The organism is Steroidobacter agaridevorans, assembly GCF_009932555.1.
GTDB classification, from domain to species: Bacteria; Pseudomonadota; Gammaproteobacteria; order Steroidobacterales; family Steroidobacteraceae; genus Steroidobacter; species Steroidobacter agaridevorans.
Genome location: NZ_BLJO01000010.1, coordinates 301,013 through 321,470, shown reverse-complemented (window position 1 = coordinate 321,470; position 20,458 = coordinate 301,013). Strand labels below are relative to the sequence as shown.

20 protein-coding genes are annotated in these 20,458 nt (G+C 62.6%); 8 read left to right on the top strand and 12 right to left on the bottom strand.

Going from position 1 to position 20,458, the window contains the following annotated elements; all coding sequences use genetic code 11:
* The coding region (locus GYH35_RS31310) for an ABC transporter permease (RefSeq protein WP_161830447.1) at positions 1–2,483 on the top strand (2,483 nt) is incomplete at its 5' end.
* 1 nt (position 2,484) lies between these two features.
* Here the strand turns inward: GYH35_RS31310 and GYH35_RS31305 are convergent.
* Positions 2,485–3,264 (bottom strand): hypothetical protein, encoded by a 780-nt coding sequence (locus GYH35_RS31305; RefSeq protein ID WP_161830446.1) that lies wholly within the window; start codon positions 3,262–3,264, stop codon positions 2,485–2,487.
* A 212-nt stretch (positions 3,265–3,476) separates the two neighbouring features.
* On the bottom strand, positions 3,477–4,025 hold the full coding sequence (locus tag GYH35_RS31300) for an SRPBCC family protein (protein ID WP_161830445.1): 549 nt from the start codon (positions 4,023–4,025) through the stop codon (positions 3,477–3,479).
* A 177-nt stretch (positions 4,026–4,202) separates the two neighbouring features.
* Between GYH35_RS31300 and tagH the strand changes: the two genes are divergently transcribed.
* The 3 genes from tagH to GYH35_RS31285 are packed head-to-tail and all read left to right on the top strand — an operon-like array spanning position 4,203 to position 7,879.
* Positions 4,203–5,600, top strand: a complete 1,398-nt coding sequence (gene tagH / locus GYH35_RS31295; protein ID WP_161830444.1) for a type VI secretion system-associated FHA domain protein TagH — start codon at positions 4,203–4,205, stop codon at positions 5,598–5,600.
* Between the two features lie 5 nt (positions 5,601–5,605).
* Complete coding sequence (locus tag GYH35_RS31290; protein WP_161810184.1) at positions 5,606–6,331, top strand: PP2C family protein-serine/threonine phosphatase; 726 nt, start codon at positions 5,606–5,608, stop codon at positions 6,329–6,331.
* Between the two features lie 42 nt (positions 6,332–6,373).
* Complete coding sequence (locus GYH35_RS31285; protein ID WP_161810183.1) at positions 6,374–7,879, top strand: serine/threonine-protein kinase; 1,506 nt, start codon at positions 6,374–6,376, stop codon at positions 7,877–7,879.
* Positions 7,880–7,887: 8 nt separating this feature from the next.
* Here the strand turns inward: GYH35_RS31285 and GYH35_RS31280 are convergent, their stop codons facing one another.
* Positions 7,888–8,097, bottom strand: coding sequence for a helix-turn-helix domain-containing protein (locus GYH35_RS31280; RefSeq protein WP_202624889.1), 210 nt, complete (start codon positions 8,095–8,097; stop codon positions 7,888–7,890).
* A 188-nt stretch (positions 8,098–8,285) separates the two neighbouring features.
* On the opposite strand from GYH35_RS31280, the gene proS reads away from it, so the two are divergent.
* Complete coding sequence (gene proS, locus GYH35_RS31275) at positions 8,286–9,842, top strand: proline--tRNA ligase (RefSeq protein ID WP_161830442.1); 1,557 nt, start codon at positions 8,286–8,288, stop codon at positions 9,840–9,842.
* Positions 9,843–9,986: 144 nt separating this feature from the next.
* On the top strand, positions 9,987–10,910 hold the full coding sequence (locus GYH35_RS31270) for an EamA family transporter (RefSeq protein ID WP_161810180.1): 924 nt from the start codon (positions 9,987–9,989) through the stop codon (positions 10,908–10,910).
* Here the strand turns inward: GYH35_RS31270 and GYH35_RS31265 are convergent.
* Together GYH35_RS31265 and GYH35_RS31260 are read right to left on the bottom strand one after the other, a co-directional pair.
* A complete protein-coding gene (locus GYH35_RS31265) occupies positions 10,855–11,679 on the bottom strand; it encodes a LytR/AlgR family response regulator transcription factor (protein ID WP_161810179.1) in 825 nt (274 codons plus the stop codon). The genes GYH35_RS31270 and GYH35_RS31265 overlap by 56 nt on opposite strands.
* 24 nt (positions 11,680–11,703) lie before the next feature.
* Positions 11,704–12,774 carry a sensor histidine kinase gene (locus tag GYH35_RS31260; protein WP_161810178.1) on the bottom strand — a complete coding sequence of 357 codons (1,071 nt, stop codon included), beginning with the start codon at positions 12,772–12,774 and terminating at the stop codon, positions 11,704–11,706.
* A gap of 318 nt (positions 12,775–13,092) precedes the next feature.
* On the opposite strand from GYH35_RS31260, the gene GYH35_RS31255 reads away from it, so the two are divergent.
* Positions 13,093–13,482, top strand: a complete 390-nt coding sequence (locus tag GYH35_RS31255; protein ID WP_161810177.1) for a UrcA family protein — start codon at positions 13,093–13,095, stop codon at positions 13,480–13,482.
* Positions 13,483–13,537: 55 nt separating this feature from the next.
* Here the strand turns inward: GYH35_RS31255 and GYH35_RS31250 are convergent, their stop codons facing one another.
* From GYH35_RS31250 to GYH35_RS31235, 4 genes are all read right to left on the bottom strand, one after another.
* Positions 13,538–14,455: a DMT family transporter gene (locus GYH35_RS31250; RefSeq protein WP_202624888.1), complete on the bottom strand. Its 918-nt coding sequence runs from the start codon at positions 14,453–14,455 to the stop codon at positions 13,538–13,540.
* A 37-nt stretch (positions 14,456–14,492) separates the two neighbouring features.
* On the bottom strand, positions 14,493–14,630 hold the full coding sequence (locus GYH35_RS31245; protein WP_161810176.1) for a DUF3096 domain-containing protein: 138 nt from the start codon (positions 14,628–14,630) through the stop codon (positions 14,493–14,495).
* A 64-nt stretch (positions 14,631–14,694) separates the two neighbouring features.
* Positions 14,695–15,375 (bottom strand): alpha/beta hydrolase, encoded by a 681-nt coding sequence (locus GYH35_RS31240; RefSeq protein WP_161810175.1) that lies wholly within the window; start codon positions 15,373–15,375, stop codon positions 14,695–14,697.
* A gap of 1 nt (position 15,376) precedes the next feature.
* The gene (locus GYH35_RS31235; RefSeq protein WP_161810174.1) at positions 15,377–17,431 is read right to left on the bottom strand and encodes a response regulator; all 2,055 of its coding nucleotides are present in this window, start codon (positions 17,429–17,431) and stop codon (positions 15,377–15,379) included.
* Positions 17,432–17,659: 228 nt separating this feature from the next.
* Here GYH35_RS31235 and GYH35_RS31230 point away from each other — a divergent pair, with 228 nt between their 5' ends.
* Positions 17,660–18,067 (top strand): hypothetical protein, encoded by a 408-nt coding sequence (locus tag GYH35_RS31230; protein WP_161810173.1) that lies wholly within the window; start codon positions 17,660–17,662, stop codon positions 18,065–18,067.
* Positions 18,068–18,074: 7 nt separating this feature from the next.
* On the opposite strand, the gene GYH35_RS31225 is transcribed toward GYH35_RS31230, so the two are convergent.
* The 3 genes from GYH35_RS31225 to GYH35_RS31215 all read right to left on the bottom strand — a co-directional run bounded on the left by GYH35_RS31225 (position 18,075) and on the right by GYH35_RS31215 (position 20,278).
* Entirely contained in the window at positions 18,075–18,548 is a 474-nt protein-coding gene (locus GYH35_RS31225) for a DUF5658 family protein (RefSeq protein ID WP_161810172.1), read from the bottom strand.
* Between the two features lie 259 nt (positions 18,549–18,807).
* Positions 18,808–19,146 (bottom strand): hypothetical protein, encoded by a 339-nt coding sequence (locus GYH35_RS31220; protein ID WP_161810171.1) that lies wholly within the window; start codon positions 19,144–19,146, stop codon positions 18,808–18,810.
* 244 nt (positions 19,147–19,390) lie between these two features.
* A complete protein-coding gene (locus GYH35_RS31215; RefSeq protein ID WP_161810170.1) occupies positions 19,391–20,278 on the bottom strand; it encodes a LysR substrate-binding domain-containing protein in 888 nt (295 codons plus the stop codon).
* Between the last annotated feature and the right edge of the window lie 180 nt (positions 20,279–20,458).

Sequence of the window (20,458 nt, the reverse complement as noted above, 5' to 3'; positions counted from 1 at the left end):
CGCTAAGGCTCGCGATCCTCGCCCTGGCGCGCGACGGCAAGTCGGGCGAGCTGCGAGTTTTGATGCTGGCGCTGCTGGTGGCGGTGTCTGCGTTGACTGCCGTGGGATTCTTCACGAGTCGCGTGAGTCTCGCAGTCGATCAGCAAGCGGGCGAAGTCCTGGCGGCAGACCTGCGGCTGCAATCGCGCTCGCCGCTGGATCGAGAGTACTTTCAGATGGCCAGGGACGCGGGCCTGAAAACAGCGGAGCTGTCGAATTTTCCCAGCGTCGTATTCCACGGCGAAGACAGCGCGCTGACGGCGATTCGCGCCGTCTCTCCCGAATATCCCTTGCGAGGACGCGTCAAAGTTGCGGACGTGCCGTTTGGTCCCGCGCAGGAAGTCACTACGATTCCTGGCCCTGGCGAAGCATGGCTCGAAGCACGCCTGTTCGCGCAGCTCGGCGCCAAAGTAGGCGACAAGATTCGCGTCGGCTCGAGCGAGCTGACCGCGGCTCGCGTGCTGGATTATCGTCCCGACCAGGGCTCGCAGTTCGTCGACCTCGCGCCGACCTTGCTCATGCGCCTCGAGGAGGTCGACGCAACCGGCCTCGCGCAGGAAGGCAGCCGCATCTCTCACTTCGCATTGTTCGCAGGTGAGCAGCAGGCCATCGCGGCTCTCAAAGAGCGGCTGACGCAAATCAAAAAGCCCGGCCAGCGCATCGTCGACCTGGCCGATGCCAGCCCGCAGATCCGCTCCGCCATCGACCGTGCTGGCCGATTTCTGAACCTCGCCGCGCTGGTGACCATCTTGCTGGCCGCGATTGCCGTCGCGATCTCAGCGCGGCGCTATGTCGCTCGGCATCTCGATACAGTCGCCTTGATGAAGAGCATGGGCGCGCCTCAGCGGCTGGTGCTGTCCATCAGCGTGCTCGAGTTGCTGATGATCGGTTTGATCGCGGGCATCGTCGGCGCGGTGATCGGCTATGCAGCTCAGGAAGGCATCGCTTATTTGTTGAAAGATCTGGTGCGCGGCGAGCTGCCGCGGCCGTCGCTGAGCGCTGGCGGTTTGGGCATCGTGACTTCGGTGTTGATCTTGATTGGCTTCGCGCTGCCGCCGCTGCTACAGCTGCGCTTCGTGCCGCCCGCTCGAGTGCTGCGACGGAATCTCGAGCCGCCACCGCTGCGCTATGTCACCGTCTACGGAACCGCCCTCGCCGCGCTGGTTGCGTTGCTGGCATGGTTGGTTCGCGATGCGCAGTTGTTGTTGTATGTGTTCGGCGGGACGTTTGTGACGTTCGCGGTGCTGATGCTGGCAGGCTGGGTCCTGGTGCGCGCATTGAGCGGATTGCGCGGCAGCGTCGGCGTGTCATGGCGTTACGGCATGGCAAATATCGCGCGTCGCGGTCGCGACAGCGTAATTCAAATCGTCGCCTTCGGATTGGGCTTGATGGTGTTGCTGCTGCTCGCGGTCGTTCGCAACGACCTCATGCAGGAGTGGAAAGCGAGCCTGCCGGAGAATGCGCCCAATCATTTCATGATCAACATTCGTCCGGATCAGACCGCGCAGATCCGCGACTTCTTCGCCGAACGGTCGATCACGCCACCGCAGCTGGTGCCGATGATTCGCGCGCGGCTCATCAAGATCGCCGGCACGTCCGCGGGCGATCTGAAGATCCAGAGCGATCGCGGCCGGGACTTCCTGGACCGCGAAGCGAATCTCACCTGGGCCGAGACCATGCAGGACGACAACAAGCTGGTCGCCGGCGAATGGTGGCGTCCGAACGATGGCGGCGGTCCGCGCGTGTCGGTGGAACTGGAAATGGCGGAAGCGCTGGGCCTGAAGCTCGGCGACGAGCTGACTTACGACGTGGCCGGCGAGACCATCACGGCTCGCGTTACCAGCTTCCGTGAAGTGCAGTGGGATTCGTTCCGACCGAACTTCTTCATGGTGTTTTCGCCCGGCACGCTCAACGACAGCACCGGCACTTACATCACCAGCGTGCACATTGCTCGCGAGCAGCGGCCGGTGCTGATGGATTTCGTGCGCCAGTTCCCGGAAGTGACGGCCATCGATCTCGAAGCGATTCTCACGCAGGTGCGTGGCGTGATGGATAAAGCGTCGTTGGCCGTGCAGTACGTGTTCGGGTTTACGCTGCTTGCAGGCGTCACGGTGCTGTTGGCTGCGATCCAGGCCACTCGCGACGAGCGGCGTTACGAGAGCGCGATGTTGCGAACGTTGGGCGCGAGCCGTCGCGTGGTATTGCAGGGAGTGGCCGCCGAATTCACAACGCTGGGGATTCTGTCGGGCACGCTCGCGGCGATCGGCGCGACGGCGGCGGGATATTTCCTCGCGACCGAGATCTTCAATCTCGACTACACGTTCGATATGACCGTATGGGCGGTGGGATTGGTGGCCGGAGCAGTGCTGGTCGGGCTCAGTGGAACATTGGCGACGCGCTCAGTCGTGAATCATCCGCCAGTGGCCACGCTGCGCGGCGGATGAACTACTCCAACCCCAGCATCATCCAGCCGACCGGCTGGGTCTCGCCGCGCCAGTTGTAACCGTCGACTTTCACCAGGTAGTCGCCGGGGCCGAAGGCGGATGAGTTCAGGCTGAAGCGCACTTCCTTGTTGGAGTCGCGCATGATGCGCTTGATCTGCATCACCCGCACGCCATCGGCTTTGTCGATGGTGATTTGAAACTGCTGGATCTTGCCCTCGGTCGCATCGATGCTGATGTCGAGCCATTGCGCGGGCGTAATCCAACCGAGCGCGAGGGTCGGCCGTTCGGGCTTGGCTTTGACCAGCTGCGCTTTGTAGCGCTGCACGCTGCCAGGCGGTTGCATCTGTGTACTGGTCTGCTCTCGAGCGGCGACCTGCAATTGTTCGGACAGCGAACGCACTTGCAGCCCGAAGGTTACTGCCGCAATGGCGGCGATCAGCAGCCCCAGTCCCAATCCCATGGCGAGCGCGCGATTGACGGCGAAGCCCGAGCCGCTCCGACGCATCTCTTCCCGCGCTTCTTCGGGATCGAAATCATCGTCGACTGCTTCCATCACTGCCCGCGTCGAGCTGGAGGGAATGGCTTCGAACACACCCGTCTCGCTGCCGTCGACCGGCCGGCGGGACAGGCGCGTTTTCAAACGCACGGGAATCGGCAAGGCCTGCAGGAAGGCCGGGTTGTCGAGACAGAACTTCTCGAACTCGCGCGCCTCGCGCACGGTCAGATCGCCGGACAAGTAGCGATCTACGACATGCTCGTTCTCGATGTACCTGCGATCCATCCGCCTGGTCCGATTGCCATAACGCGCGGCAGGTTAACAAAAGGACGTAGGCGCATATGTCGAGCGAGTCATATTTATACGAGGGATCGGGCATCCTGCCACGACCCTCGTGCGAGTCGGCAAAAGGCGTGACTTTTGCCTCTCGCCGCCGCCTGTGGCGGCGGGGTACGTCCGTGTACCCGGGGTGGCACTAGCAGTCCCGGGCACACACTTTAGTTAGTGTCGGTGTCCGGGTCTGCCTTGGCGGCCTCCTCGGCCACGCACTTGGCGCATTTCGGCCAATAGGGCTTGGCGATGCGGTTCAGGGTCCAGCGGTTGCCCTCGGCGAAGAATTTGCGCAGGGCCTGGGATTGCGGCTCGTCGGTATAGCCCAGCCCGACGATGCGCACCTGGGTCATGTTGTCTCCGGCGGGCGTCAGATAGATCACGGTCCAGGTGCCGGCGATGGCGTCGGGATATTTGAAATCCGCCGGCGGCTGTTTGATGCGGATCGCCAGCATGCGCTCCGGCTCATACGCCAGGACTTCGTTGACGATGGTGTTGGCATCGCCCAGCCGGCCCTTGGGATCGTAGTGCGTGCGGATGGTGCCGCCGACCTTGAAGTCGACCTCGGCCTGGGCGACGCCGGTCTGTTTATAACCTTCGGCGGTGGTGAAGATCCGCCACACCTCGGCCGGCGACGCGTTGATAAATCCCTCGGTGACCTGCGGCTCGGCCGCCAGGGTGGCTTGCGACCACAACCCGGCCGCGCTCAGCAGCACTGCGGACCAGCAGCGGACCAAGCGCGCCGAAATGCTTGTTCTGTCAGGGAACTGTGGGCTTCTACTCATCATTCTTGCAGACCTCTGGCCGATACTGCGATGCTTGGTTGGTTGGTGTAATGCCTGAATTATCGACCCGATTATCGACTAGCATCCATCGACTGGCAGTGCATTCGCATGATTCTCACCCTCGAAGTGACCGGCCCGCAGGCCCAGGCCATGGGCGCCGCCGGTCGCAAGATCTTCAAGGCGCTCGGCGGCACCATCGGGCGCCTGCCGGACAATGACTGGGTGTTCCCCGACCCGTATGTGTCGGGCCGGCATGCATTGATCCGCTACGTCAACGGCAAGTACTTCGTCGAAGACACCAGCACCAACGGCGTGTTCATCAATTCCCCAGACAATCGACTGACACGCGGGCAACCGCAGCAATTGCGCAATGGCGACCTGCTGTACATCGATGCGTATCAGATCAATGTTTCCATCGCGAAAGACGCCACCGAGGATTTGCACAACGATCCGTTCGCGCCGTTGAAGAACGGCGGCCCGAAGCTCGTACCCCCCGCGCGTCGCGCAGCCACGCCGGCGCCGGCTGTGGCGGAAGACAGAACCGAAAGCCTGGTCGCGAATCGTCAGAGCGACAATCGTAACGCCACCATTCTGCAAGACTCGACTGCTCGGGTCGACGAGGATGATGAGGACGAAGAAGAAGAAGCCGACGAGGATCACGCCACCGAATGGTTCGGCATGGCCGAGGTGGCCGAGCCGAAGAAGCCGGCGCCCGCAGCGGTTCCGTCTCGCTCCCGGCCCGAAGTTGTGAAATCCACGGTCGCGATTCCGACGCCGCCTCGCCCGCAACCACAGCCGCAACCGCAACGACCGGCCCCGGCGACCAAAGCCATTCCGAAAGCGGTCACGAAAGAAATACCCAGCGCTCCGGCGCCGCGCCCGCGTCCCGAACAAAGCAAGCCGGTGACGGGCGATGGCGCGCAGTTAACAGTGTTGTTCGATGCGGCGGGAATCGAAGGTCTCGAACCCAGCACCGAAAACGCGCGTATGCTCGGTGAAATTCTGCGGATCGCACTTGGCGGTGTGATGGAAACGTTGCGTACGCGCGAGCGCGTGAAAGATGAGTTGCGCATGCGCGGCACTTCGTTCAAGGCGGCGGACAACAACCCGTTGAAGTTCTCCGCCAACGTCGACGATGCTTTTCACAACCTGCTGGTGAAACACAATCCCGCGTATCTGGCGCCGCCGGACGCTTTCGAGGATGCGTTCCGGGATGTGCGCGATCACCAGTCGGCGTTCCTGGCGGCAATGCGCCTGGCGTTCGAGTCGATGCTGTCGCAGTTCGATCCGCAGCGCATGCAGGACGAGTTCGACCGGCAGATGAAAGGCTCGATCCTCGGCGTGCCGGCCAAGCTGCGCTATTGGGACCTGTATCGGGACAAGTACGGCGAGTTGAGCAAGGACGCCGAAACCGGCTTTCGCACGTTGTTTGGCGACGCGTTCGCGCGCGCCTATGAGGAACACCTGGAGCGGCTGAAGAAATCCAGCCGGCCGGTGGGGCAGTGACCTTCATGGATGAAACATTGGTGGAAGAGGACATTCAACCCGTTTATGTTTCCGCGGGCATCACCGACGTCGGCCGCCTTCGAGCCACGAATCAGGATGCCTTCGTCGAACTGCACGCCGCCGGCGTCTGGTCGGTGGCCGACGGCATGGGCGGCTATCGCGATGGCGATGTCGCCAGCCGCATGGTGTGCGAAGGGCTGCAGCTGTTGACCGGCGACGGCTCACTCGACGAAGCGGCCAGTGCCGTGCGCCAGCGCATGAGCGACGTGAATCGTCGTTTGTATGAAGCGTCGGTGCGGCCGATCAATCCCATTGTCAGCGGCAGCACCGTGGCCGTCCTGCTGGTCCGGCGTACCGAGCTTGCCGTGTTGTGGGCCGGCGACAGCCGCGTGTATCGCTGGCGCCAGGGTCAGCTGACGCAGTTGACGACGGATCACACCTGGGCCGCCGAGCTGAACTTGCAACATCCCGACGAAGAAGCGGACCACGCCATCACGCGCGCCGTCGGCGGCGAAGCCACGTTGACGCTCGACATCCGGAAGGACCGGGTGCGGCTGGGCGATCGCTATCTGCTGTGCTCCGACGGTCTGACGCGCGAGCTGAACGACGCGCAGATTGCATCGGCGCTGTCGGCCGACGATGTGAAAACATCCGCCCGCAAGCTGATCGATGCCACCTTGAAAGCGGGCGCGCGCGACAATGTGACGGTTGTCATTGTGGAAGCGACCTGACAAGCATAGGAAGCGGCTGACGTTTTCAATGTCGGCGCCCTCATGAAAAACACGGACGACCAACAAACCAAACTGCGCTCCGCCGAACCCGACGCCACCCTGCATCGCTCAGGGACGGAATTGCACACGCTCGTGCGGGCGGAACATGAAGGGACGCTCGTCCGGGATTCGACGGAAGAATCAGATACCGCCGCGCGAACACTGCAGGCCGGTCGCCCCGTGCAAGACCCGGATGCGCCGTTCGCGCCCACGCTCAAGGCCCCAGAGTCGGGCGCTCCATCGATTCCACAGGGAGGCTCGCTCGACCCGGGCTCGGTTATCAAACAGCGCTTCGTGCTGGAAACCATGCTGGGTAAAGGCGGCATGGGCCTGGTGTTCGGCGCCGTCGACCGACGCAAGCTGGAAGCGCGCGATCCCAATCCTCACGTTGCGTTGAAAGTGCTCAACGCGGATTTCGCGCGGCACCCGCAGTCGTTCATGGCCCTGCAGCGCGAAGCGCGCAAGGCGCAAACGCTGGCGCATCCAAACGTCGTCACCGTGTTCGATTTCGATCGCGACGGCGACACGGTTTACATGACGATGGAGCTGCTGAAAGGCCGCTCGCTCGACGCCATCGTTCGCGAAGGGCGCGGCAAGGGCAACAGTGCCGAATTCGCCCTGCCGATTATTCGCGGTATTGCCGAAGGTCTGGCCTACGCGCACCGCAAGGGCATCGTGCATTCGGATCTCAAGCCGGGCAACGTGTTCATTGCCTCGGATGGCACCGCGAAGATTCTGGATTTCGGCATCGCACGCGCCGTGCCGAGCTCCATCACCGAAGAGAACAAAGATGAGTTCGATGCAGGCTCGCTCGGCGCGTACACCGAAGCGTATGCGACGGACGAAATGGTCGCCGGCGTCGATCCTCATACCGCGGATGACATGTATGCGCTCGGCATCATCGCGTACGAGCTGGTCACGGGATTTCATCCGTATCAGCGACACAGCGCGCCGAACGCACGCAAGCTCGGGATCAAGCCGGATCCGCTGAAGGGACTGAAGCGTAAGCACGCGCGTGCGATCGAACGCTGTCTGTCCTTCGAGCGTAAGGATCGTCCGCAGACCGCGGGTGAGTTCCTCAAGTTGTTCCGCGGCGTCACGCGGCTGCAGAAATTCACGCTGGCGGCGAGCGCCGTGCTGGCGCTGACGGCCGGCTATTTCGGATATCAAAACTATCTCGAAACCAGCCCTTCCATTGCGTTCAGCGACTTGCCCGCGACCAGCCAGCAGGATTTTCGCACCGCCATGAAGGAGGGCGACGAAGCGTGGGCGTTCTACGAGAACGAAGGCTTGGACGATGGGATCATGTCGGCGCTGGCCAGTTACGCCAGGGCGTACGACATTCATCCTCGCAATCGCGAAGCTGTTGCAGCACTGAATCGCACGGCCGATGAGGTTCTACGGGTGACGAAGGATGACCCGGCTCGCCGCCACGAGATGGCGGAATCCTTGCAGCAGCTGAGCGCCCACTTCCGAAAATACGCGCCGGTGGTTGACGCGGCCAGGTAGCCAGCTCGCTACGGGCGGTATTTCGCGCGGACGTCCCGGATCGCGCGGCTCGCATCTATGTCGAGTGCATCCGCAATCGCGATGAACTCGATCACGTCGATGCGCCGTTCCCCGCCCTCGTATTTGGAAATGAAGCTCTGCGGCTTGCCAAGACGGTCCGCCAGCTGCTGCTGAGTCAAGCCGGCCTTCTCGCGCGCGGCAAGCAGCAACTCGAGCAAGCGAACATGAGCAGGTGAGCGCAGTGACTTCAAGACGGCGGGCTCCGTATGACGCCCGTGTCTATATTCCGCCCGAGCCGATATCCCAACTTAGAATATACCCATTGGATTTCGTCTGGCACGGAAAATCTGCTGTAATCGCGCCCCTTCCCGGCCGTATGCCGAGCGCATTCCAAGTTCTTGCAGACATGAGCAGCAAACCCCAGACCGCCCCACAGGGCGCCAAGGCCAAGACCGCCATCACCCCGACCCGGGATGAAAACTATGGCGAGTGGTATCAGCAGGTTATTCGCGGCGCCGACCTGGCCGAGAACTCGGCCGTGCGCGGCTGCATGGTCATCAAGCCGTGGGGCTACTCGCTGTGGGAGAACATGCAGCGGGTGCTGGACGACATGTTCAAGGCCACCGGCCATCAGAACGCCTACTTCCCGCTGTTCATCCCGCTGTCCTTCATGCAGAAGGAAGCTGCCCACGTGGAAGGTTTTGCCAAGGAATGCGCGGTGGTCACCCACCACCGCCTGGAAGCCGGGCCGGATGGCAAGCTGCGCCCGACCGGCGAGCTGGAAGAGCCCCTGATCGTCCGCCCGACCTCCGAGACCATCATCGGCGATGCGTTCTCGCGCTGGGTGCAGAGCTATCGCGACCTGCCGCTGCTGATCAATCAGTGGGCCAATGTGGTGCGCTGGGAAATGCGCACCCGCATGTTCCTCCGGACCGCCGAATTCCTCTGGCAGGAAGGCCATACCGCGCACGCCACCAAGGAAGAAGCGGTCGAAGAGACCATGCGCATGCTCGAGGTGTACGCGACCTTCGCCGAAGAGTGGATGGCCGTGCCGGTGATTCGCGGCGAGAAGACGGCCAACGAGCGCTTCCCGGGCGCCGAGCAGACGTTCTGTATCGAAGCCATGATGCAGGATCGCAAGGCGCTGCAGGCCGGCACCAGCCACTTCCTGGGCCAGAACTTCGCCAAAGCCAGCGGCATCGAGTTCCTGGATCAGAACGGCCAGCATCAGCATGCCTGGACCACCAGCTGGGGCGTGTCGACCCGCCTGATCGGCGGACTGCTGATGACCCATTCCGACGACGATGGCCTGGTGCTGCCGCCCAAGCTGGCGCCGGTGCAGGTGGTGATCCTGCCCATTTACCGGTCCGATGAAGATCGGGCGCGCGTGATCGAGTACTGCCGCTCCGTGGCCAATGAACTGCGCGCGCAGCACTACGCGGATCGCCCGGTTTCCGTCGTCGTCGACGAGCGCGATGAACGCGGCGGCGACAAGGTGTGGAACTGGATCAAGAAAGGCGTGCCGGTGCGCATCGAAGTCGGTCCTCGCGACCTCGAGAAGGATGCGTTGTTCGTGGGCCGCCGCGATCGCGCGCCGAAGGATAAACAGAGCATCCCGCGCAGTGAATTCGTCGCGTCCATCGGCGCCACGCTGCAATCCATTCAAGAGGGGTTGTTCGAGCGCGCGAAGGCCTATCGCGAGCAGTTCACGAAGCGCATCGATACCAAGGAAGAGTTTTACGAGTACTTCACCGCCCCGCGCGTACCCGAGAATGCGCCGACGCCCATTCACGGCGGCTTCGCCCTGACGCACTTCAGCGGCGAAGCGGCCCTCGAAGAGCGGATCAAGGCCGAGCTTGGCGTGACCGTGCGTTGCATTCCGTTAGAGAAGAGCGAGCCCGGCATCTGCCCGTTCACCGGCAAGCCGAGCCCGCAGCGAGTCGTCTGGGCCAAAGCCTACTGAGCAAATACACCGGCGCTGCCAATGAGCGCCGGTGTTCCCGGCTGCTAGCATGCGGCCGGCTGTCTCGGGTGGCCGCGACCAACGTTAATCGACAGGCGCTGGCCTCGGACGGGGCATGACAGCTGTCGCCAAGGTGCTCATTCGATGTCCGCGGTCTCTCGCGCCAATTGGCAAATTCATTTCTGCGTCATCCTGTGGGGATTCACTGCCATCCTCGGCAAGCTGATCTCCCTGGATACGCTGTCGCTGGTCTGGTGGCGGCTGGTGCTTGTGGCCGGCGCGCTGGCGCTCGTGCCGCGCTTCTGGCGCGGACTATCTGCGTTGCCGCCGCGCCTGATTGCGATCTACGCCGGTATCGGCATGGTGGTCGCGCTTCATTGGCTGGCGTTCTACGGCTCCATTCGATTGGCCAATGCGTCGGTTGCCGCCACCTGCCTGGCGCTGTCGCCGGTGTTCCTCGCCTTCATCGAGCCGTTTCTGGTCGGCCGCCGCTTCGACATGCGCGAACTGTTGTTCGGCCTCGCGGCGATCCCTGGCGTCGCGTTGGTCGTCGGCGGAACACCAACCACCATGCGTCTGGGCGTCGCAGTCGGTGTGCTCGGCGCTCTGCTGGTGTCCATCTTTGCCAGCCTGAACAAGCGATACATCGGGAACTCGGATGCGCTGGCCGTCACTGGCCTGGAAATCGGGGCCGGTCTGTTGTTGATCACCGTGATCTCCGCGGTGACGGCGCCGGACACGGTGTTTGTTCTGCCAACCGTGCGGGATGCGACGTTACTCACCGTGCTCGCGATGGGCTGCACGCTGCTGCCGTTCGCCGTATCGCTGGCAGCGCTGCGTCACGTGAGCGCGTTCTCTGCGACCATCGCGCTCAACATGGAGCCGGTGTATGCGATCGTGATGGCCATCGTGTTGCTCGGCGAGCAGCGCGAGCTCAGCCCGAGTTTCTATTTAGGCGTCGCCATCGTGCTGGCGGCGGTGTTTCTGCACCCGTGGCTGGTGCGCCATCCCGTCAGCGCCGCTGCAACAGCTGATCGACCCGATCCCGGTAAGAGCGGCTCAGCTTGATCTCCTGCCCGTCGTCGAGCGTCAGGAAATATTCGCCGTTGGTGTGAGGCCGCAGCCGTCGCACGCGTGACACGTTGACGATGGTCGAACGGTGCACGCGCTGGAACAGCTTCGGATCGAGCACCGCCTCCAGCGATTTCATCGTCTCCCTCAATACGTACGTGCGCCCGTCGGCGTGCACGCACATGTAGTCGCCGGCGGCGTCGATCCAATCGATGCTCTTCACATCGACCCGGACCGTGCCGGCGTCGTCGCGAATCGGAAGAATCTGCGGGTATTGGGGCTGACGTTCTGCGTGCAGATATTGTCGCAACGTTTGCTCATCCACGTGCCCGGTCCCTTGCGTGGTCGCGAGCAACTTCATCAGCTGCTCCCGCTGGCTGAGGGCATTGCGTTGCTGCCAATAACCACGCACGCGATCCAGCGCCTGGACGAAGCGCGTGTCGTTGATAGGCTTGAGCAGGTAGTCGATGGCCTGCGCCTCGAAGGCGTCCAGCGCATAACGATCGTAGGCAGTGACGAAGATCACCATCGGCAGCGATTCCTGTGGCAGTCGCGCCAGCACTTCGAAACCGGAGATTCCCGGCATCTGGATGTCCAGGAACATCAGGTCCGGCTGGTCGTCCACCACCGATTCGATGGCTTCGCGGCCGTTGGCGCAATGGCGGACGATTGCGATATCCGAATGCTGGGCCAGGCGCAGCTCGATGCCTCGCCGGGCCAGTTCTTCATCGTCCACGATGATGGTGCGAATGGGTTGGTCAGTCATGGCTTACTCATGCCACGCCTTGGCTCAGTTGGGAGCCGTGGCGCGTTCCGCTGGAAACGTCAGCGACACCCGCAAGCCGGGGTCGGTGTTCGTTACTGCAACGGTGCCGCGTTCTCCATACAGCACCTGCAGGCGCTCGCGAGTATTGCGAATACCGACGCCGCGACCATTGGCCAAACGGGTCGCATCGATCATGCCCGGCCCGTCATCGGCCACTTCCAGTTGCAGCATACCCCCGGTGACGTGCGCGCCGATGCGGATTTGCCCGCCTTGCTCCCGTGGCGAGACCGCGTACTTGATGGCGTTCTCGATCAGGGGCTGCAACAGCAGGCTGGGCATCAGCATGGTGCTGGCCGCATCTTCGATGGCGTAGTTCAGCCTCAGGCGCGAGCCGAAGCGCATCGTCTCGATATTCAGATACAGATTGAGTGCGTCGATCTCCTGCGCGACCGTGACTTTCTTCATCGGGTCCTGATCGAGCGTATAGCGCAGGAACTCCGACAGCCCCGTGACCGCGTTGTTGGCCGTGCTGTTGCGGTTGTCGAGGATCAGCGTCGAGATGGCGTTGAGCGTGTTGAACAGGAAGTGAGGATTCAGCTGATAACGCAGCATCTTCAGCTGTGCTTCCTGCGCGAGCGACGCCGCCTGCAGCGTGGCGATGCGTTGCGATTGCAAGGATTCGTAGTACTTCACGCCGAAGTACAGGCCGATCCAGCACATGATGAGATAAGTCGAGCTCAGCGCACCGCTGAAGTACTCGTGCCAGTGCATGATGGGCCATTCCGGCTCCACGCAGCGATGGTAGAACCAGTTCATGATGACGCGGAGGAAGCACGCCGTGACCCAGGCAGCGGCGAGAGCGCCCGCCATCATCACCGCCGGCGGCTTCTTCCATAGCCATCGGCAGATATAACGCAGCGGCATGGTGAGCACGCAGCCCGAGGCGGCCGCGACGGCGATGTACTGCACATAGGATACCGGCTTGCCATACAGCAGGGCGCCGACGTATTGCGAAACGCCGTAGCCGCTCCAGCCGAGGACATGCAGGGACCAGAACAGCAGATTTCTGTTTTGTTTCAGTTGTGCGAGGTCCATGCGGCCACTGTAAGCAAGAGCCGCGACGCATTCCATCGTTTCGTCGCGCCGGCGGCACGCCCGGTCGCAAGCCCTGCTCTACCGAGATTCCGCCCGACATAACGCGCTTCCGCGCTGTTGTAGCGGCAATTGCGTGTGCGTCGAAACGATCCGCCGGCACGATGAGCAGAAGGAATGTCGGGCCGTTGCGGCCGGTCGAACTTCGCGTCGATGAAAATTTCTCGCGACGCTTGCAACCCTTGGCGAAGCCCTCGCATCTCAAGGACAAGCGCGCGATGAACGGTACGAAAGAGAAGCGAAGTTAGAGGAGACTCGATCATGTCCAGCCAGAAGAAATTCCGCGTTGCGCGTTACGTTGCCGCCTGTGCTTTCACTGCCTTGACCTTCGGCGCCGCGGCTCACGCTGGCGATGCGGACGGCACGGCCAAAGTCCCCGAGACGACGGTGGACTACTCCGATTTGAATCTTGCCAAGCAGGCCGATGCGCAGACTTTGTACAGCCGCCTGCAGCGCGCCTCGAATCGGGTCTGCACTCAGTACAAGGAGCAGCGCGATCTTCGCAAGATGAAGTTGTACAACGCTTGCTATCAGGACGCGCTGGCTCGCGCGGTCGATAGCGTCGGCCATGCCTCGGTGCAGGCCGTGTATGCGGCGGATGAGAATGTGCGGATTGCGAGCCGCTCGATGAAGTCCCGGGCCAGCACTTGAAATGCCGGCCTGCTCGAGGCGACGCGACCGGCTGCGAACGGCGCGTCGCCGGACCTCATGACTCGGCGCGTTGCGCTTCGGGCTTGGGCTGACCGAGCTGCGCTTCGCGCCAGGTGATGTACAAGGTCGAAGCAATGATGACGCCGGCGCCGAGCATGGTCACGCTGTTCGGGACTTCGCCAAACAACGCGTAGCCGAGCACGATCGCGAAGATCAGGCGGGTGTAATCGATCGGCGCCATCACCATGGCGTCACCCTCCGCCATTCCTTTGATGTAGCAAGCCTGGTTCACCAGGCCCAGGATTCCGAGCCCGCTCAGCAGCACCAGATCCGACCAGTTCGGCGTGCGCCAGGCGAGCAGCGCGCCCGGAATGGTCAGCACGAAGCCGAGCACCGCGGACCAGGCCATCAATGTCATGGTCGTGTGATCGCGCGTCATGACCTTCATCCCGGTCACGGTCAGTGCGATCAACAGCGCGGATAGCAGGGCGGCGGCAGCGGGCAACCCGAAGCCGCTCGCGCTCGATGGCTGCAACATCAGCAGCGCGCCGAAAAAACCCACCAGGGTGGCGGCGATCCGGCGTGGCCCCACCGGTTCCTTCAACACGAATGCAGCCAGCGGCACGAGCCACAGCGTGCGCGTGAACGACAGCGCATTCGCGTCGGCCAGCGGCATCTTCTGATAAGCGTAGAAGCCCAGGATCATGCCGACCGTTCCAGCCGTCGCGCGAAACAACAACAATCCCGGCCGCGAGGTGCGAAACGTTTGCCGGGGGTTCCGCGCAATCAATGGGATCATCACGATCAGGCCGGCGGCGTTCCGATAGAACGTTTGCAACGGCGCCGAATAGTCCTCGCCGAGGAACTTGATGAGCATCGTCATCACAGTGAACGACGCGGCGGATGCGAGCATCCACAGCGTGCCACGGGAATTGCGATGCAGGCGGTGGTAGCGGGCGGTAAGGTTCTTCACTCAGCGGCACTTTACCGCAAAGTGAGAACCGTAAGGCCTAGAGTCGCGGCCCGAACAACCCGAGCAGGCCGATGATGATGAGATAGATGGCGACGATGAAGTTCAGCAGCCGCGGCACGACCAGGATCAGAATGCCGGCGACCAGTGCAACCAGGGGACCGATGCTGACGTACATACCCGCGCCTTCGTTTGTGATGAAAGGATCACAGGCGGTACGTCAGAGCTCGGACGATTGTTCCTCAGGCCAGCCGGGCCTGCAGCCAGGTCGAGAGGTCGAGCACTTCTTCCATGCAAACCGAATGCTCCATCGGATAGGTGCGCCATTCGATGAGATAGTCGAGTGCCTTCAACGCGTCGCGCGACGCCTCGCCCATCTGTACCGGCACGACGGGGTCGTGCACGCCGTGACACATCAGGATCGGCACATCGCGATTCGCATCGGACGCTTCCGCGGACAAGGATGCGGCCAAAGGCAGATAGGTGCTCAACGCCATCACTCCGGCGAGGCGCTGCTGATAACGCAAGGCCGTTTGTAGCGCGATCGCACCGCCTTGCGAGAAACCGGCAATCACGATTTTGCTGGCCGGAATGCCTTGGGCAATCTCTTGTTCGATATATCGCTGCACGACACCTTCGGACTCGCGGATGCCGGCATCGTCTTCGGCTCGCTCCGGGCCGAATCCTTTGATGTCATACCACGCGCGCATGACATAGCCGTTGTTGATCGTCACCGGGCGCGGCGCTGCATGCGGAAAAATGAATCGCACCGGCAGCGTTGCCGGCAAGCGCAGCTCATCGACGATGGGCACGAAATCGAAACCGTCCGCGCCGAGCCCGTGCAGCCAGATCACTGCGGCAGCGGCCGGTGCCGCGGGCGTGAGAACGACGGCGTCGGCGGATTCTCGAGTCGTATAAGGCATGTCAGCTCCGAGAGGATTGCAATACTTCCGCCACGGCGGCGCCGAGCTCGGCCATGTCGAATGGCTTGCGCAGCTGCCTGGCGGTGCCCAGCACTGCTTCCAAGGCGGCGCTGTCGGCGTAACCCGAGACTATAAGCACGGGCAGCCCAGGTTGTTTCATCTGAGCGGCTTTGGCCAGTTCCGCGCCGTTCATGCCCGGCATGGCGAAATCGGCGAGCAGCAGATCGCAGCGCTGTGCATCGAGCAGCACCAGCGCATCGATGCCGTTATCCGTGTCGCGCACTTCGTAGCCCAGCGAACGCAACGATTCGGTCATGAATCGTCGCACCAGCCGGTCGTCATCGACGACCACCACGCTGGCGCTCTTCTTTACTGGCTCGGGCTCCGGATCCGCTGCTACGAGGGCAGCCGATGCCAGCGGCGGCGCGACCGCATCCGCGGGCGCGAGCGGCAGAATCAAACGAATCGTCGTGCCCTGCTGGGTTTCGCTGTCGATGTGCAGAGAACCGCCCGATTCGCGAGCCACCGCATACACCTGCGACAGTCCCAGTCCGGTGCCCTGGCCGACGGGCTTGGTCGTAAAGAAAGGTTCGACCGCACGCGCGCGCACCTCTTCGGTCATGCCAACGCCGGTGTCGGTCACAGACAACTGCACATAGTCGCCCCTCGCCAGATGTCGATCGACGACATTGGCGCGACGGGCGCTGATGATGAGCTTGCCACCGGCAGGCATCGCATCTCGCGCATTCACCGCCAGGTTGAGCAGCGCCAGCTCGAGCTGATTCGCGTCGCTCATGACCAGACGCGCATCGGGATCGAGCGACATGCGCACGTCGATCGAGGGGCCGACCGACTGGGTGAGCAAGCCGCTCATGCCGTTGAACAGCTGCTGCAGATCGACCGGCCCCACCGCCATGCGCTGGCTGCGAGAAAACGCCAGCAGTTGCGATGCGAGCTTTGCGCCTCGTCGCGACGCCTCGAGCGCATTGTCGGCGAGCCTGCGCAGCCGCTCGTTGTCCTGGACCTTGTTGCGGATCAGATCGAGATTGCCGATGACGGCGGTCAGCAGATTGTTGAAGTCGTGCGCGATGCCGCCCGTCAGCTGACCCACGGCTTCCATCTTTTGCGACTGACGCAATGTTTCCTCGGCGCGGCGGCGTTCAGCCATGTCCCGCAACATCAAGACAGCCAGCGTGCCGCCGAGTAACAACGCACCGGATGCTGCCAACGCTGCGGCAACGAATGACCATCGCGTTGGCGCATCGATGGCGGTCGATGCCACGGCCAGGTGAGCTGACCATTGCGACCACGGCGATGTATGAAACGCCGTGTAGTTCTTCAACCCTTCGTAAGTGGTGCCGGGATACAGGCCGCTGTCGCCTTCGCTGATCGCCTTGCGCACGAATTCGGTAGCCGGCGTGCCCACGCGTGTTTCGAAGCTGAGCGTGCGTGCCACGAAACTGCCTTGCCGATCGACGATGGCGGCGGTCGTGCCCGGCTCGGCCACTGCGGTCAGCAGTTCTTGAAATGCCTTCGGTTCAATGCCCGCCGCGAGCACGTAACGGAGTACACCATCGTTGCTGACGGGCGCATACACCCAGGCGAGCGCTTCGGGAGGTGCAGTGATCGACCCGGCGCTCGGCGCCTGACTGCGACGGATGTCGTCCAGGGCCTGCGCATGCACCGTATCGAGCGCCCTGGGCTCGCCCAGCGGTCGGCGTAGATCGAACAGTTCCTGCGCGCTGAGAACATCGATCAGAACGATAGTGCGCCATGCCGGATTGGCCGCCTGCACTCGTTGCACGCGGGAATAAAACTCCCGCATGTTGCCCCGGGCCAGGTCCACCGAGCTGGTCAGCACGTTGAGCGCGGCCAGATCGCGGCGCAGGCGGCCGTCGACCAGCATGGTCGCGATTTCGCTGCGGCCAAGCGTGTCGGTCTCGACACGGGCCCGTTCGGCACGCAGGAAATAGAAGGCGCCGACGGCAACGAACACCACGGTGGGCAGCGTCGCCGCCACCCCCAAAGTGATCAGCGAGCGCCGGAAGAATCGCATTATTTGTTCTCGTCCGGCCTTCGATGGCCAAAGACATATTCTGCCTCGCGTGGCCGTTGTGAGATAGCTGTAGGGGGTGCGGGCAGCGTCGCGTAGGTAATCGACTGGGAGGACACTACGGGAAAGGGCACGGTCATGCTCAGGGGTCCGCGCTTTGACCTTCATCACAGAAATGGCAAAGTGACGGCGCTATATCTGGCCATATCGTTCCTCACCCGGTTCACCGCCATGCAATCGCGCAAGCTGCACGGACTGATCGCTTTTGCTTTGTTCCTCGTGGCCGCGGTCGTTTATTCCGCGCTGTCGGATAAGCCGGTGGATCTGTGGCGCGTGGCGCTGTGGAGCATGATCGGCGTCGGCAGTTACATGGTGCTGTCGCGATTGTTTGGATTCGATCCACATCGCACGCGCATCGCCGAATGCGCGCCTGCGTACATGCACTATGTGGATCGCTGGGAGCTGCGCCTGGGGCAGGCGACGTTGTCGATGCTGGGCGGCATCGTGGTCGCGGCCCGTCTGTTCGATGCCGAATACTTCGTGACCGCCGTGGTCAGCGGCACCTTGTCGGCCTGGACCTACTTTGCCTTTCGCTGGTACGTCGGCGGTTATCGCTCGCCGGCCGCGGTCCGCAAGTAATCAGGTCCTAGAACGTCGGCGGCGGGTTGGCGAGCAGCTCCAGCTCGTAAGCCACCAGCGCGACATAGCACCCGACGACCAGGTACAGCAGCACTTCGCCCGGGAACAGCCTGAACAGCTTCATCCTCGCGCAGACCACCAGGATGGCGGCGCCGACGCTGGTGAGCGTCAGTTTGATCGCCGCGAACCAGCCGAGGTTGTGAGGCACGAACAGCGCCATCACCGGGTTCACTTCCTGCGCACCCTGGCTCATCAACATCAAAGTCAGCACGCCATCGAGCGTCGACAAGCCGAGAATCAGCAACACCAGCGCCAGCACGCGCGGTGAGTGCCAATCGATGATGGTGTAGACACGATCGGTCGTCCGCCGTCCCATCCGACGGCGCGGATTCAGCGCGCCACGCCAATACGCGGCGATGCTGTAATGGCGGCGTTCAACACCGCTGCGACGATCGTTGGGGACGCGTTCCGTTGCGTGCATGGATATGAGAGCCTCGACTTGCTACTTGCAGCACGGTCAGTGTGCGCGAAGCGTGCGCTGTCATGGGCTGAAGTTACCGTAATCAGTCGCGAAAGAAACTTGCGGCTGCGGGAACTTGTCGAGAAAGTTGTCAGAAAATCGCTCCGGGAGGAGCGTCCTTGCGGGCGCGAACTTTCAGGGGGATGTCAGTTGCGCCGCTCCCGGAGCGTGAGCCCCGGCACCACCCTTGGGTGGTGCCATCATTAATATTTAATCAATATCAGCGAGAAGCCAGCTTCTGCGTGAGCGGCTTGCCGTTCAGCGCGATCACCGCGCCGCTGCGATCGACGATGCAGGTACCACGGGCAAAGTACTTGCCGCTTTCCACACCCTTCGCGCTGACCACGATCTTGTAAGCGCGCGAGTGAACGCTGAGCGGGCTGTTCACGCCAGCATCCTTCTTGATCCGCACCGGCTGCTCTTTCGGCAAGCTGGAGGCGACGAAGGCGTTGATGCACGAATCCATCGCGGCGTCGTAGCTGCTGGCCTGAGTGGCGAACGGCACGGCGAGAGCGACAGTGGCGGCGGCGATAGACAAGGACTTGCTGAGAGTGTTCATCGAAGTAACTCCAAAGGTGTTAATTAATCCCCTGGAACGTTTCTTTATGGAATGGGGCCAATCTAGGGCCGGCGAGCCGCGCCGACAAACGAGAAGATTTCATGCTGGCCCCAAACGCGCTCATGCAGGCAATCCCTGACGCGAAACAAAATAGAAACAAACGGGCGCGCGCCGGCCTCCGCTGCCGCCGCGGATAAAAAACAAACTCGCCCCTGGATTTCTTTGCGTTAAAGCGCGCGCTGGATCACGCCGCGATGCTGAATTCTTCGATCAGCCATTCGGTGAGCGCTTTGACATTGGGTCGCGCAGCGTCTTCCTTGCGCAGGATCAAAAAATAACTTTCGCCGGTCTCGAGCTCGCGATCGAACAGTTTCACCAGCGAGCCCTGCGCGAAGCGCTCGTTGCCGAGACGCGTCGAAACGAGCGCGACACCCACGCCGTGCTCGGCCGCTTCCGCTGCGGTATTCATGGAATCGAAGCGCACGATGCTCTTGGGCCGCAGATCGATGCCGAGCGTCTGCGCCCAGCGCTGCCAGCTATCGCGACGCGCTTCGTGAATGATCAACGTATGTTTGTTCAGGTCCTGCACCGAATCGATCGGCAGACGTTGCAGCAACGTCGGCGAGCAGGCCGGCACGAAGGTTTGCGAGAACAGCTTGTGACAGTCGTGATCGTGCAGCTCTTCGGGCAACGTATCCACGACAATGGACAGATCCGCCTCGGCCGGATGCGAATCCAACGTGCCCGCCACCGTATTGATGTGCACGTCGGTTTCCGGTCGCACTTCCAGAAACGACGGCAGGCGCGGCAACAACATTTCGGTCGCGAAGAACGGCGGGATGTGCAGACGGACCACGTCGCGGCCGTAACGGATGCGCAACTGCTCGGTGACGGCTTCGAGCCGGGCGAACACCGTCTCCAGGTGCTGCAAATAACTCTCGCCGGCTTCGGTGAGCGTCAACGAGCTCGGCCCGCGCTCGAACAGTGCGACGCCGAGTTGCTCCTCCAGTCCCTTGATCTGGTGACTGACCGCGGACGGCGTAATGCACAGCTCCTCGGCGGCAGCCTTGAAGCTCAGGCGCGTCGCGGCGACTTGAAAGGTCTTGAGAAACTTCAGCGAGGGCAGGCGCATTGGTCGCGAGCCGCGAAACGGCGGCAGGTCAGGGCGAGACAGGATGTCACGCCTTCATGACAGCAAGTACTGTGCCGTGTCTCAGAACCCGCGAATTCCCTGGCCGCCGGCGACAATCAGCGGCTGGCAGCGGTAACAGTCGCCCCACACGCAGGCAACTCCGGCAAATCGCGCGCAATT

What these genes read in the sequence shown, in the direction of transcription:
- GYH35_RS31230 (WP_161810173.1), top strand. Translation starts at nt 17,660, where the DNA reads ATGCAATCGCGCAAGCTGCACGGACTGATCGCTTTTGCTTTGTTCCTC.
- GYH35_RS31270 (WP_161810180.1), top strand. Translation starts at nt 9,987, where the DNA reads ATGTCCGCGGTCTCTCGCGCCAATTGGCAAATTCATTTCTGCGTCATC.
- GYH35_RS31255 (WP_161810177.1), top strand. Translation starts at nt 13,093, where the DNA reads ATGTCCAGCCAGAAGAAATTCCGCGTTGCGCGTTACGTTGCCGCCTGT.
- GYH35_RS31225 (WP_161810172.1), bottom strand. Translation starts at nt 18,548, where the DNA reads ATGCACGCAACGGAACGCGTCCCCAACGATCGTCGCAGCGGTGTTGAA.
- GYH35_RS31215 (WP_161810170.1), bottom strand. Translation starts at nt 20,278, where the DNA reads ATGCGCCTGCCCTCGCTGAAGTTTCTCAAGACCTTTCAAGTCGCCGCG.
- tagH (WP_161830444.1), top strand. Translation starts at nt 4,203, where the DNA reads ATGATTCTCACCCTCGAAGTGACCGGCCCGCAGGCCCAGGCCATGGGC.
- GYH35_RS31235 (WP_161810174.1), bottom strand. Translation starts at nt 17,431, where the DNA reads ATGCGATTCTTCCGGCGCTCGCTGATCACTTTGGGGGTGGCGGCGACG.
- GYH35_RS31245 (WP_161810176.1), bottom strand. Translation starts at nt 14,630, where the DNA reads ATGTACGTCAGCATCGGTCCCCTGGTTGCACTGGTCGCCGGCATTCTG.
- GYH35_RS31240 (WP_161810175.1), bottom strand. Translation starts at nt 15,375, where the DNA reads ATGCCTTATACGACTCGAGAATCCGCCGACGCCGTCGTTCTCACGCCC.
- GYH35_RS31290 (WP_161810184.1), top strand. Translation starts at nt 5,606, where the DNA reads ATGGATGAAACATTGGTGGAAGAGGACATTCAACCCGTTTATGTTTCC.
- GYH35_RS31260 (WP_161810178.1), bottom strand. Translation starts at nt 12,774, where the DNA reads ATGGACCTCGCACAACTGAAACAAAACAGAAATCTGCTGTTCTGGTCC.
- GYH35_RS31285 (WP_161810183.1), top strand. Translation starts at nt 6,374, where the DNA reads ATGAAAAACACGGACGACCAACAAACCAAACTGCGCTCCGCCGAACCC.
- GYH35_RS31265 (WP_161810179.1), bottom strand. Translation starts at nt 11,679, where the DNA reads ATGACTGACCAACCCATTCGCACCATCATCGTGGACGATGAAGAACTG.
- GYH35_RS31305 (WP_161830446.1), bottom strand. Translation starts at nt 3,264, where the DNA reads ATGGATCGCAGGTACATCGAGAACGAGCATGTCGTAGATCGCTACTTG.
- GYH35_RS31220 (WP_161810171.1), bottom strand. Translation starts at nt 19,146, where the DNA reads ATGAACACTCTCAGCAAGTCCTTGTCTATCGCCGCCGCCACTGTCGCT.
- proS (WP_161830442.1), top strand. Translation starts at nt 8,286, where the DNA reads ATGAGCAGCAAACCCCAGACCGCCCCACAGGGCGCCAAGGCCAAGACC.